This window comes from Indolivaga capnocytophagoides (assembly GCF_036511535.1).
GTDB lineage: Bacteria > Bacteroidota > Bacteroidia > Bacteroidales > Dysgonomonadaceae > Dysgonomonas_A > Dysgonomonas_A capnocytophagoides.
On sequence record NZ_AP028867.1, the window covers coordinates 3675230 to 3688971 of the forward strand.

Annotated in this window: 12 protein-coding genes; 5 read left to right on the forward strand and 7 right to left on the reverse strand. The window is 37.8% G+C overall.

The window, feature by feature from the left end; all coding sequences use genetic code 11:
• The first annotated feature begins 5 nt into the window (after positions 1 to 5).
• The 4 genes from AABJ51_RS14745 to AABJ51_RS14760 all read left to right on the forward strand — a co-directional run bounded on the left by AABJ51_RS14745 (position 6) and on the right by AABJ51_RS14760 (position 4017).
• Entirely contained in the window at positions 6 to 593 is a 588-nt protein-coding gene (locus AABJ51_RS14745; RefSeq protein WP_338373184.1) for a DUF4840 domain-containing protein, read from the forward strand.
• Between the two features lie 159 nt (positions 594 to 752).
• Complete coding sequence (locus AABJ51_RS14750) at positions 753 to 1322, forward strand: RNA polymerase sigma factor (RefSeq protein ID WP_338373185.1); 570 nt, start codon at positions 753 to 755, stop codon at positions 1320 to 1322.
• Positions 1319 to 2590 (forward strand): outer membrane beta-barrel protein, encoded by a 1272-nt coding sequence (locus tag AABJ51_RS14755; protein WP_338373186.1) that lies wholly within the window; start codon positions 1319 to 1321, stop codon positions 2588 to 2590. The genes AABJ51_RS14750 and AABJ51_RS14755 overlap by 4 nt, the downstream gene beginning before the upstream one ends.
• A gap of 86 nt (positions 2591 to 2676) precedes the next feature.
• Entirely contained in the window at positions 2677 to 4017 is a 1341-nt protein-coding gene (locus AABJ51_RS14760) for a DEAD/DEAH box helicase (protein ID WP_338373187.1), read from the forward strand.
• 31 nt (positions 4018 to 4048) lie between these two features.
• On the opposite strand, the gene AABJ51_RS14765 is transcribed toward AABJ51_RS14760, so the two are convergent.
• The 7 genes from AABJ51_RS14765 to AABJ51_RS19415 form a co-directional block, all read right to left on the reverse strand.
• The gene (locus AABJ51_RS14765) at positions 4049 to 5386 is read right to left on the reverse strand and encodes a sigma-54-dependent transcriptional regulator (RefSeq protein WP_338373188.1); all 1338 of its coding nucleotides are present in this window, start codon (positions 5384 to 5386) and stop codon (positions 4049 to 4051) included.
• Positions 5387 to 5414: 28 nt separating this feature from the next.
• Positions 5415 to 7145, reverse strand: coding sequence for an ATP-binding protein (locus AABJ51_RS14770; protein WP_321577297.1), 1731 nt, complete (start codon positions 7143 to 7145; stop codon positions 5415 to 5417).
• Entirely contained in the window at positions 7142 to 8266 is a 1125-nt protein-coding gene (locus AABJ51_RS14775; RefSeq protein ID WP_338373190.1) for a sensor protein KdpD, read from the reverse strand. The genes AABJ51_RS14770 and AABJ51_RS14775 overlap by 4 nt, the downstream gene beginning before the upstream one ends.
• Before the next feature lie 63 nt (positions 8267 to 8329).
• A complete protein-coding gene (locus AABJ51_RS14780) occupies positions 8330 to 8893 on the reverse strand; it encodes a K(+)-transporting ATPase subunit C (protein ID WP_338373191.1) in 564 nt (187 codons plus the stop codon).
• A 14-nt stretch (positions 8894 to 8907) separates the two neighbouring features.
• The gene (kdpB, locus tag AABJ51_RS14785; RefSeq protein ID WP_338373192.1) at positions 8908 to 10920 is read right to left on the reverse strand and encodes a potassium-transporting ATPase subunit KdpB; all 2013 of its coding nucleotides are present in this window, start codon (positions 10918 to 10920) and stop codon (positions 8908 to 8910) included.
• Between the two features lie 21 nt (positions 10921 to 10941).
• A complete protein-coding gene (gene kdpA, locus AABJ51_RS14790; RefSeq protein WP_338373193.1) occupies positions 10942 to 12633 on the reverse strand; it encodes a potassium-transporting ATPase subunit KdpA in 1692 nt (563 codons plus the stop codon).
• 79 nt (positions 12634 to 12712) lie between these two features.
• Complete coding sequence (locus AABJ51_RS19415) at positions 12713 to 12790, reverse strand: potassium-transporting ATPase subunit F (protein ID WP_353123929.1); 78 nt, start codon at positions 12788 to 12790, stop codon at positions 12713 to 12715.
• A 385-nt stretch (positions 12791 to 13175) separates the two neighbouring features.
• Here AABJ51_RS19415 and AABJ51_RS14795 point away from each other — a divergent pair, with 385 nt between their 5' ends.
• Positions 13176 to 13739, forward strand: coding sequence for an RNA polymerase sigma-70 factor (locus AABJ51_RS14795; protein WP_338373194.1), 564 nt, complete (start codon positions 13176 to 13178; stop codon positions 13737 to 13739).
• The last annotated feature ends 3 nt before the right edge of the window (positions 13740 to 13742 follow it).

Below are 13742 nucleotides of genomic sequence, written 5' to 3' on the forward strand. Positions count from 1 at the left end.
AAAAAATGAAAAATCTAAAGAAAATATCAGGGTTATTACTTCTTTTTAGCTGTCTTGCAATTACTTTTGTATCATGTGATGATGACGATGATAATAATACTCCCCTGCCTCAGGTAAAGGTTGAAGATGTTATTGGAAACTACTCAGGAAAACTGCTAACAACACAAGGTAAGACTTCTAATGAAGTGACTGCATCTTTCTCCGCAACCAAGGATATTATTACATTTACAGAATTACCTGTAAAGGAAATTGTAACTTCTGTAATAAAGGATGCCACAAAAGCAGAAGCTGCTTTGAAAGAATTGGGAAAAGTTAAATATGAACTTAACTATACTGCTGCGCTTACAAGTGTGAAGACTGCTGTAGAATTGACTTTTGCTCCTAAAGCATTAGAAATTCAATTGCCGGTTGATGGTGCCAAGAAAAAAGTTGTAGTAACTTTCACTGCTAAACAAAAAGGAGTTTATACTACTGCCGGAAAGGATAAAACATTAAAGTTAGAGTTTACAGCAGAAAAAATATCTGTTGATGGCACTAATCTGACTCCACTCGATGCTATCAAATATGAAGCACCATTATCAAAAAAACAATAAGGCGGCAGATTTTTAGCAGCCCTAAATCCGGTCGGTAATCAATCGGATTTAGATCAGAAGAAAGAGTTCCGGGTTATGCCTTTTCAAGAGAAGGTGTAACTTCCGGATTCTTAATCTGAGGCAACTTACTTAAACAAAGGAATTGTATCTGTTTTATAAATGATACAGGGAGAAGATAAAGAACAAGACCTACTGCAACAAATTCTTCGTGGCGATATAATCGCTATGAAAGAATTATATAACAATTATTCGGGATACCTTACGGCTGTCTGTTCCAGATATATCACTAATAGAGACGATGTAAGAGATGTTTTACAGGAAAGTTTTATTAAAATATTCAGTTCTATCGGTAAATTTGAGTACAGAGGTAATGGTTCTCTGAAAGCTTGGATGAGCCGTATTATCATAAATGAATCATTAAAGTACCTCAGAGAAAATGAAAAATGGGATATAATCATCCCTACAGAGGAACTTCCCGAGATTGTAGAAGAAGACGAGCCCGATTTTGATAACATCCCGACATCGGCGATAATGAACATGATTAGATCGCTTCCGGCGGGATATCGGACTGTTTTTAACCTTTATATCTTTGAAAGGAAAAGTCATAAAGAAATAGCAGCTATACTAAATATTGCTGAGAATTCATCGGCATCACAATTACATAGAGCCAAGATTACGTTGGCAAAGGAAATCGAAAAGTACAGGAAAATTAAAAAAATGGAGTTATGAATAATCACTGGTCAGATAATCTGCGCAAACGGATGGAGGCTCATGAGGAACCTGCTCCCGACGGATTATGGAAAGACATTGAGCAGGCAATGATCAGTAAGCCTGCTTTAGATGTTTTACAGAAGAGAAGATCTCTGTTTTTATGGGCTAGACGCATGGGGGCTGTGGCCGCTGTTGTTTTATTTTGTCTGACAGGATATTTTATTTTCGACAAAATTACGGTGGAAATACCGAAACCCTCACCGGAATTTGTGCAGAAACATCAGCAATTACCTTCCGATACGGTCGTTGAAGAGGACCAATTTCACAAAGAAACAGAAGCCCTTGTTGAAAGTATTAATAAGCCATATAAAAATGTCGAGCGGAAGGAATCTAATGAAGTGACGGAATCTCTCTCAGGCGGAGATACCGGGATAAAGGAAGACTCCCCGAAGGTAAACGAGTCCGAAAAAGAAGTTCCGATTAAAAAGGAATCTAAAAAATCAGGGGAGAATCATTCAAAGATATTCCCGGATAATAAATCTGATTTTGCTTTAAATGCGGATAAGGGAGCTAATGAAACTGCACCATCAAAATGGGAAACAAGCCTTTACGCGTCTAATTTATCTTCGGGATCGGCAAATAAATACAGTGGATATGGTAATTTAGTTTCAACTGAGATTTGTCCTGATAATGAGGAACCTCCCTCTGTCGGGCAAGATGTATTAGGCGATATTTTTGTTAATAATAAGTCACAGGACGTTTATACCGATGTTAAACATAAGCAGCCAGTTACATTCGGCGTGTCTGTAAGCTATCATTTGAATCAAAAATGGAGCCTTACAAGCGGAGTGACTTATACGATGCTCTCGTCAGATTTAAGGTCGGGTAGCAGCAGTTACTATTATTACAGTAAGCAGACGTTTCATTATGTCGGTATTCCTTTAAATGTGAATTATAATGTCTGGAAAAATAAAAAAATCTCCGTTTATACATCCGGAGGCGGACTTGTAGAGAAGAATGTCTCGGGGAAATTAAAAACTGATTATATTCTGGATAATAGGGTTGAGTCAAGTAAAGAGAAAAATATATCAATAGATGATTTGCAGTGGTCTCTCAATGGCGCAGTGGGTATACAATATAATTTATCTCAAAAGATTGGAATATATACAGAACCGGGAATTAGCTATTATTTTAAAGATAAAAGTGAGTTTGAAACGATTTATAAAGAAAAACCGCTCAATTTCAGGCTTCAATTTGGGTTTCGGCTTTCTTTGGGCGAATTATAATGCTTATTTCGCAACAATCAGCTAAATAAAGACAGTACAGAAAAAAACGAGTAGGGGACTATAAGATAATATCTTACCTTTGTTCTATGAAATCAGAAGATCAGAACAAAAGCATATTATCCAATCTAGCTATTGATAGCCTGAACGAGATGCAGATTGCAGCTCTGGATACGATAGTTAAGAATCCCAATATATTATTATTATCTCCTACCGGTTCAGGGAAAACTCTGGCTTTTCTCTTACCAGTTCTTCATCTGTTAGATGAATGTATAACAAAAGTACAGTGTCTGATAGTTGTTCCTTCGAGGGAATTGGCTCTTCAGATTGAACAGGTCTGGAAGAAGATGGGAACTAAATTCAAGGTCAATGTTTGCTATGGGGGACACTCTATTGATACCGAGCTGAAAAACTTAAGTAATCCACCTGCTTTGCTTATCGGGACCCCGGGGCGATTGATTGACCATCTGGATAGAAAATCTTTTGATACGGATTTTATTCAGACTTTGGTGTTGGACGAATTCGACAAATCTCTGCAATTAGGCTTTCAGGATGAAATGGAAACAATTATCGGTCGGCTTCCTCATTTACAGAAAAGAGTACTGCTGTCGGCTACATCCGATGTCGAAATTCCGAGCTTTGTGAAGATGGAAGCTCCTGTAATTCTGGATTATATTGAAGAAGAAAAAAACGAATCTCTTTCTGTAAAGCTTGTTTTGTCTCCCGAAAAAGATAAAATAGATACCTTGTTTAATCTTATCTGTTCTCTTGATTCGGAGCCTGCTCTTATTTTCTGTAACCACAGGGAAGTAACCGAACGTATCAGCGACTTATTGATTCCGAAAGGGATACAAACCGGATATTATCATGGTGGGATGGATCAGGATGACAGGGAAAGAATTCTGGTTCAGTTTCGAAACGGAAGCTTAAACTATCTGGTTACAACCGATTTGGCAGCCAGGGGGCTGGATATCCCCGAAATGAATCATGTAATACATTATCATCTGCCGTCTAAGGAGAGTGAATTTGTCCATCGTAACGGGCGTACGGCTCGTATGCATGCTTCGGGAACCGCATATATTATACAATTCAAAGAAGATAAGATGCCTGACTATATTTCGGACGATTTAGATGTTTTACAAATCAGCAAAGGAAAATCATTACCTAACCGTCCCGAATATCAGACAATTTATGTGAGTGGTGGTAAAAAGAATAAACTGAATAAAAGCGATATTGTCGGTTTCTTTTTGCAGAAAGGCAAACTCGATAAATCCGACTTGGGTCTGATCGAAGTAAAAGATTTTATCTCTTTTGCCGCTGTTCGTTCATCTGCAGTAAAAACTCTTTTATCCAATATAAGAGATGAAAAGATGAAGGGTAAGAAATATAAGATAGAAGTGGCACGGAATGTCATAAAAAAGGATAATTGACCAGATAGAAGGTTCATATATCCTTATTTTCTTACAGTTTATATTCCTCTATTTTTCGGTACAAAGTTGCTATCCCGATTTTGAGAATTCTTGCAGCTTCGGCTTTATTACCCTTTGTGTAATCCATGATTTTTCTGATATGCAGTTTTTCTATATCCGATAATGCCATGGTTATTATAAAATCAGAAGAACTGGTATCGGGATATTGTATATCGAGTGGGAGCGTGTCGATTTTTAAAGTATCATCATCCGTCAGGATTACACTGCGTTCTATCACATTTCTTAATTCTCTTATATTTCCTTTCCATACGTTCTGTTCCAATAGTTTTAAGTAGTCCGCAGAGATGGTCTCGATTCTTTTGTTTGATTTAGCAGCAAACAAATGTACAAACTCATTGACAAACAATTTTATATCAGAGACACGTTCTCTTAGAGGTGGTAAATGGATTTGAAATACCGATAAACGATAAAACAAATCCCGTCTGAAATGTTCTATTTCAATTTCTTTCTCTAACGTGCGATTTGTCGCGGCAATAATCCTTACATCAATCTTTTGAGATTTGGTTTCTCCTATTTTCAGAAACTCTTTTGTTTCGAGCACCCTTAATATTTTAGCCTGTAAATCAATCGGCATTTCTCCTATTTCATCCAGAAAGATAGTGCCTTCATGAGCTTCTTCAAAAAGGCCTTTCTTATCTTTCAATGCCCCTGTAAATGATCCTGCTCTGTGTCCGAATAGTTCGCTTTCTAATAGTTCTCTGCTGAAGGCAGAGCAATTGATTGCAACAAAGGGTTTATTCTTTCGAAGGCTGCCGTAATGTATCGATTGGGCAAATACTTCTTTACCTGTTCCTGTTTCTCCGGTTAGTAATACAGTCGCATCTGTTTGTGCCACTTTTCGACCCATTTCTATAGCCGATAGAATAGGTGCGGATTTTCCTATAATATTGTCAAAAGAATATTTCTGCTCTATTTTTTCTTCAAGCCGGTTTACTCGTTTAGATAGTTCAGCCTTTTCCAAAGCTCTGTATATCAACGGTATTATTCGGTTGTTGTCATCTCCTTTTGTAATATAGTCAAAAGCTCCGTTTTTGATAGCCTGAACACCATCCGGTATATTTCCGTATGCCGTCAACAGTATTATTTCGGTCAGAGGTTGTATCCTTTTTATTCGGGGTATCAATTCTACACCGTTGGCATCAGGAAGCTTGACATCACAAATAATAACATCAAAATCATGTTTCTCCAACAATTTCAAGCCTGCTGACGCATCTTCAGCCTGATATACTTCTATCTTTTCCAACTCGATTATGCGAGCCATCAGTTTACGAAGTTTTTCTTCATCGTCTATCAATAATATCTTTTTCATTGTAGATGTTTCTTTAAATTCTGAGATTTTAGCTCTTACTGTACGGTATTATAAAAAAGAATGTACTGCCCATACCCGGAGAACTCTCTACTCCTATCGTTCCTCCTTGTGTTTCGATAAACTCTTTACTGATAGCTAAGCCCAGCCCTGAACCCGATTTTGAACTTCCGGGAATTTGGAAATAACGATCGAATATTTTTTTTCTGTATCTCGAATCTATTCCTTTACCAAAGTCTTTTACCGAAAACAAAGCTCCTTTGCCATCTTTTTTCAAAGAAACTACAATTTCGCTGTCTTCCATCGAATAACGGATGGCATTAGTCAGGAAATTGATAAGCACCCATGCTGTTTTTTCGGCATCAGCAATAATATCAGGGATATCAGTTTCGACATCAATCTGAAGTTTAATCTTCTTTTGTTCTGCTTGTAACTTTGTTGTATCAATAGCATATCTGACAATGAGTTCCGGATCTGTCGATTGTATATTCAATTGAATATTTCCGGTCTCTACCTGAGACATATTTAATAATTCTCCGGTGATTTGCAGGAGGCGGGTACTGTCTTCCTTTATACCCTCTATAAGTTGTTTTTGCTCATTGTTCAAGATTCCGGTCTCATTGTGCTCTAGCAGTTGTGTACTCATTTTTATCGAAGATATCGGAGTCTTTAACTCGTGTGATATAGTTGCGATAAAGTTTGTCTTAGCTGAATCTAATTCCTTAAAGATGGTGATGTTCTTTAACAGTATTACATAACCAATCAGTTCAGTTTCATTCTCTCCTGTTTTATTGATTTCTATATGGATGATTTCTTTCTCAAAAAAAGACTCTTTCTCATCAGAAAAAATCTTCAACGGTGCTTCATCTTTTTTTGCCGAAGGATTAATCAGATCTACAATAAGTGTACGGATCAGATCATTTGTCACAGCAATATCCTGAACAGGTTTATTTAGTATTTCATTGCGGGATAAACCTGTTGTTTTCAATGCTTCGTCATTAATAAAAAGAATTACTTTATGTTCATCGAGCCCGATCACCGGATCGTGCATATTATTGATGAGTGTTTCTACCCGCTTCTTCTCTTTGAGTATTTTTTCGAGTCTGCTATTTGAATATTCTTCCAGCTTCTCGGCCATTATATTGAAAGATCTGGCTAAATCTCCGTACTCGTTATGGCTTTCGTAGTTCAGGCGTTGGCGGTAATTCTGATTTGCTATTTCTTTTATACTCTCGGTTAATGCAAGAATAGGATTGGCTACGTTTCCGGGTAGCTTCACAAGCAAAGCAAATGCTATAAGGAAACATAAGCCTCCGGTAATAATAATCCAGATAATAGCATTTTCTGCAGTATTATTTGCGATATGGCTTTTCTGTACAATCGCATTCATATTGAGTTTCATCAGAGCAGCAATATCTTTTCGTATTATAATTTTGAGGCTGTCATTTTCTGTATTAATTTTCAGGTCAGAGAATAGGTTGGATATCTGAAATGTTATGTCTGATTCTCCTATTTCTGTTTCGTTTTTGAGTTGCTTCTTTAGATTTGTTTCAAAAGTAGAAACAGCCCTCTGATCGGTATTCATTTCATCTAAGGCCAGAAGCATATTGCGTGAGTATTCGAGCGTATTGTAATTCGCCATGAGTATGTTGCCTGTATCTTTTCTCAGATCATTTATATACCAGATACTAACACCTGACAATAACATGATCAGACAGAAAAGCAGTCCAACTCCGAATGTTAACTTGGTTTTTATTTTCATGATAAAATGATTAGGTCTATACCTTCTTTTTTTAATTCCCTTAATATCTTTTTATATGTCGCCATATAGAGCAGCATTCGCCACCGGCTGATGTACGGCATTCCGATGCAGACGGTGGATACGTCTTTTTTTATAGCTTGTTCGATAATGGCTTCCGGTATATTTTTATGTTTTAATTGTATTACTTGTCCTCCTAATTCAACAGCCATCTTGAAACTGTTTATTAATTTCCGTTGGCTGTTTAAGGCTATCTTATCGGCTTCTTCTTTCGGTGTCTGGACGTACAAAACATACCATTCGCCGGTATAGTAGCTGGCCAGGCGTGCTGTTTTGCGGATAATATTATTGGCTTTCTTTCCATTACTACCTATGCAAGCCATAAAGTTTTTATGTAGTCCGGGTTGGGAGGTCAAAGTTTCTCTTTCCGCTTTTTTCAATACATGACTAGCTACTTCTTTTAAAGCTAATTCCCTCAAGCGGAGTATGTGTTCCGTTTTGAAGAAGTTAGCCAGTGCTGCTTGTATCTTATCAGACGGATATATTTTACCATCTTTAAGTCGATTTACCAAATCATCGGCAGACAAATCGATGTTCACGACTTCATCAGCCATAGCTACCACACGGTCAGGAATCCGTTCTGCAACTTCTATCCCTGTGATCTTCTTCACTTCTTCATTCAGACCTTCTATATGCTGAACGTTTACCGCACTGATTACATTAATACCCGCTTCGAGTATCTCGATAACGTCCTGCCAGCGTTTCTCGTTTTTACTGCCTTCTATGTTGGAGTGTGCCAGCTCGTCAATAATTACAGCTTCGGGGTGCAGGTTTATAACAGCCTGCACATCCAGCTCGTCCAGTTCTTTGCCCTTGTAAAAGATTTTCCTTCTCTGAATTACAGGTATGTCTTTCAGAAGAGCCACTGTTTCTCGTCTGTTATGAGTTTCTATATAGCCGATTTTGATGTCTACTCCTCCTTCCAGCAAGATGTGTGCTTCCTGAAGCATTCTGTAGGTTTTACCAACACCGGCAATCATCCCGATATACAGTTTAAATTTCCCTCTTTTTGATTGTTTGATCAAATTGAGAAAATACTCAGCACTTTTTCTGTCCTCATTCATTGCTCGAAATTATCAGGTCTGGTTTGGAGGATGGTAAAAATAATAAAGGTATGCATTAAAGTCTTATTTCTTTAAATTATCCAAAGCAATATTTAGTTTTAATATGTTGATCTTTTCAGGGCCGAATAAACCAAGTAAAGGCTTTTCTGTTTGGTTTTCAATTAGTTCAAGTAGTTTATTTTCGTCTATCTTGCGAATTTTTGCGATACGTTTTACTTGCACTTTAGCAGCCTGTACCGAAAAATCAGGATCGAGCCCACTTCCGCTGGCAGTCACTAAATCGACAGGTATTTCAGCTTTATCCACCTCCGGATTGTGTATAAGAAAAGTATCGATACGTGCCTGAACCTGTGCGAGATATTCATCATTGGATGGTCCTTTGTTGCTTCCTGCTGATCCTGCTGCATTATAATCGACAGCAGATGGTCTTGACCAGAAATACTTATCGTCTGTAAATAATTGCCCAATATTCGAATAGTTCTTTTTGCCGTTGTGTTCTATGATCTCTCCTTTTCCTTGATTCGGAGAGAATTGAGCAATTCCCCAAACTGCTATAGGATAGATAACTGCAAAAAATATAATAGTGACAATTGTTAGTCTGATGGCAGGGATAATATGCTGTTTCATTTTTAATATTTTTATCAGATGAATAATGATACAATTATATCTATCAATTTAATTCCTGCAAATGGAACGAGTATCCCTCCTAAACCGTAGATAAGAAGATTACGTCTTAACAGAGCGGATGCTCCAATCGGTTTATAGGCAACTCCTTTCAGAGCCAGAGGAATTAGGATAGGGATAATGATTGCATTGAAAATGATGGCTGAAAGTATAGCACTTTCGGGACTGCTCAATCTCATTATATTGAGTCTTTGTAAAGCCGGAATAGCTGTTATAAATAAAGCCGGAATGATAGCAAAATATTTAGCGACATCGTTAGCAATACTAAATGTGGTAAGTGTACCTCTTGTCATTAACAATTGCTTGCCGATTTCTACCACCTCAATCAGTTTGGTCGGGTCGTTATCCAGATCGACCATATTTCCCGCTTCTTTGGCTGCCTGTGTTCCGCTATTCATCGCTACCCCGACATTGGCTTGAGCGAGAGCAGGAGCATCGTTTGTACCGTCACCCATCATGGCAACCAACCGTCCTTCATTTTGTTCCTTTTTTATATAGTTCATTTTGTCTTCCGGTTTCGCTTCGGCAATAAAGTCATCAACTCCGGCTTTTTCCGAAATATATTTAGCGGTTAAAGGATTATCTCCGGTAACCATTACTGTTTTTATACCCATCTTACGCAAGCGTTCAAAGCGTTCCTGTATACCCGGTTTAATAATATCCTGTAATTCTATTGTTCCGATAATTTTATTATTAACAGATACAACCAAGGGGGTACCTCCGTTCTCCGAAATTATTTTTACCATATTAGCAACATCTTGAGGATATAGATTACCGTTCTTTTCAGCTAATGCCCGAATAGCATCGGCAGCCCCTTTGCGGATTTGCATATCTCCGACATCTACACCGGAACAACGTGTTTCGGCTGTAAATTCAATAAACTTAAAACGGGATACAGGCATATCATAATTTGATGGATTCACCTGAGCCAATTCTACAATTGATTTACCTTCGGGTGTCTGATCTGCTAATGAGCTGAGAACAGCAACCCTGACAAACTCATCGTTATTTACTCCATCAGCAGGATAAAAGTGAGTTGCTTTACGGTTACCGATTGTAATGGTACCTGTTTTATCTAAAAGCAAAACATCAATGTCACCCGCAGTTTCTACAGCTTTACCGCTCTTGGTTATCACATTTGCCCGCAATGCCCTATCCATACCTGCAATACCGATTGCAGACAACAATCCTCCGATAGTGGTAGGAATCAGGCACACAAACAGTGAAATAAATGCAGCAATTGTAATAGATACATTCGCATAGTCGGCAAAAGGTTTTAATGTAACGCAGACTATAATAAAGACAAGTGTGAATCCTGCAAGCAAGATCGTTAAAGCGATTTCATTGGGCGTTTTTTGTCGGCTTGCACCTTCTACCAAAGCGATCATTTTATCCAAAAAACTCTCACCGGGTTGAGTGGTAACCGATACAATTATTTTATCAGATAAAATTTTTGTTCCTCCTGTAACCGAGCTTTTATCTCCTCCGGCTTCCCTGATAACGGGTGCCGATTCTCCGGTAATGGCACTCTCGTCTATGGTTGCTAACCCTTCTATGATTTCACCATCGGCAGGAATAATATCTCCGGCTTCGCAAATAAACACATCACCTTTTTTTAATAAAGCAGAAGATACAGTCCTGCCGTCTTGAAGTTTTGCAGGGGTTTCTTCTCTTGTTTTGCGCAAACTGTCTGCTTGAGCTTTTCCGCGAGCTTCTGCTATTGCTTCAGCAAAATTGGCAAATAGCAGAGTAATGAATAGAATGATGAAGACAGTGAAATTATAACCGAAACTACCTTGTCCGTGTGCTCCGGCAAGTGTCCAGAGGCTGACAATTAGCATTACAAGCGTTCCGATTTCTACAGTAAACATGATTGGATTGCGGAACATTATTTTAGGATTCAGTTTCACAAAAGATTGTTTCAGAGCCTCCTGAATCATCTCTTTTTGAAATAACGATTTATTATTCATATTTTGAGTTTCTTTGATCAATTAATAATAAAGAGAAAAATATTCCGCAATCGGGCCTAAAGCCAATGATGGAAAGAATGATAATGCTGTAACAATAAAGATTACAGCAAAGACCATCAGCCCGAATGTCGGCGTATCCGTTTTTAGTGTACCTTCACTTTCTGGTATAAATTTTTTCTCGGCCAAAAGTCCGGCAATAGCTACAGGGCCTATTATCGGAATGAATCGAGACAGGATTAAAATTATTCCTGTACTGATATTCCACCACTGTGTGTTATCTCCTAAGCCTTCGAATCCACTTCCGTTGTTTGCTGAGGATGAGGTATATTCGTAAAGTATCTCACTGAATCCATGAAAACCAGGGTTATTGAGTGTTTCGGCTGTAAAGTGAGGAAATGCCGTTGCTAACCCCGTGCCGATAAGGATAAAGAAAGGATGTATCAGAGCAATAATCATTGCTATCTTCATTTCTCGCGCTTCTACTTTTTTTCCTAAGAATTCGGGTGTGCGTCCGACCATCAATCCACTGATAAATACAGCGAGAATGATAAATATGAAGAAGTTCAGAATGCCAACACCTGCACCGCCGTAAAAACTGTTTATCATCATAGCCAATAATTGGTTCATTCCTGATAGGGGCATCGTACTGTCATGCATGGCATTGACCGATCCTGTAGAAATTGCAGTAGTAACAATACTCCAGAAGCCGGAAGCCGCTGCTCCTAAGCGGATTTCTTTGCCCTCCATTGCCCCCAGCGAATTGTCGACACCCATTGCCGAGATCGCCGGATTGCCATTCGTTTCCATTCCGATATTCGGGATGGTAAGTAATAAAAAACCGACTGTCATAACACCGAATATCATCCATGATAATTTTTTGCGTCCAATAAAATAACCGAAAGCAAATATCATTGCCAGAGGAATTATCATCTGAGCAATCATCTCCACCATATTAGTGAAGTAACTGGGATTTTCAAGCGGATGGGCAGAGTTCGTGCCGAAGAAGCCTCCCCCGTTTGTCCCCACATGTTTAATGGCTATAAATGCAGCTGCGGGACCCCTGGACACTTCTACGGTATTTCCCTGTAGTGTGGTAATACTGTCTTTTCCTTCAAAAGTCATCGGAGTGCCTTGAAACAATAATATAATGGCAACGATAAAAGATACCGGTAAAAGAATGCGGGTACAGGATTTTACAAAGAAATTATAAAAATTTCCCAATTGAGTAGTTGTCTTATCGCTGAATGCCCTGAAGATAATAGCTGCCGCCGCCATACCTGTTCCAGCCGATACAAATTGGAGAAACATCAGCCACATCTGACCGAGATAACTCAAACCTGTTTCTCCCGAGTAATGTTGTAAATTACAGTTTACCACAAAAGATATGGTTGTATTAAAAGCCAGATGGGGAGACATGCTTGGGTTATTATCGGGGTTTAGCGGTAAGCTGCCTTGGATCATTAAGATTAACATTCCCAGTAAAAACCAGACAAAGTTAATAGTTAGGAGTGCCACAAGATGTTGTTTCCAAGTCATCTCTTTTTTCGGGTCAATGCCGCTTGCCTTGTAAAAGAATCTCTCGATCGGATTAAAAACAGGATCTAATAAGGTTTTACTTCCTGCATAAACTTTTGCAATGTATTCTCCAAAAGGAATAGCTAATGCTACCGACAACGCAAACATTGCTATAATACCTAAAATTTCTGTATTCATATTCTTACTGTTTTACCAATTTTATTGAAGATCAGATTAATAAAAAGGGATTCCCCGAGTTATATTAATCCATTCTTTGTTAAAATTTCTCAGGACGTACTAAAACGTAGCAGATATAACTGAATACAGCAATCGCTACAATAAATAATATTGCCATAATTATTATATTTTATATTTTTTCAAAAAAGTCTATTGACTTATAAAATAAACCGAAGCAGGTCGTACCTGCTATTATTAATATTAGAGTAAGCATATTCTTCTTTTTGAGTTGTACATATAGATTTGTTTTTAATATCTATGTGCTATTTATATGCCAAAATATTACAACAGGGCGTATGTGGTTAGTAATTAGCTTTGTATAGTTTTGTTCCTGTTTTTTCAGCCTATCATTATGATATATATATTATCAAAATGATAGGCTAAAAAAACAAACTGAGGCCTTTGTTTTTTATTAAAATATCACTATAAGTTGGTATCAATAGCTATAATTTTAGTAAGTAATAGGGATTGAAGAGTATTCGTTCAATCCGTAAATTTGCGCCATGTCTGACAAAACAACATTAGCTTTTAATGTCAATAAGATGGATAATAGTTTCGTTGAGTTCGAAGCTGTCTATAATCTGTATTGGAAAAAGCTATATTCTATTTGTTATAAGAGTATTGAAGATCCGGATATAGCAAAAGACCTTGTTCAGGATATTTTTATATCCTTGTGGGAAAGACAAGAAGAGTTAATAATCAATGATTCTCTTGAAAGATACCTTGTAAAGGCAGCCAAATTTAAGGTTTTTGAGTATATCAGAAACAAAGTCGGACATGAAACCAAACTGGAAACACTCTCCTATTACCAAACTTTAGAGCAAACAACTTCAAGTCAGGAACTTGTCGAATACAAAGAGTTACAAGAAAGAATCAACTCCGCAATATCGTTACTGCCCGATCATTGTAAGAATGTATTCTTACAGAGCAGGATCGAAGGACTTAAGAATAAAGAAATAGCACAGGCTCTACAGGTCACCGAAAGAACTGTGGAATATCATATAACTAAAGCTTTGGCTCATCTGCGCATCAGATTAAAAGAATATGCACATCTGTTTTTATTCTAAGTT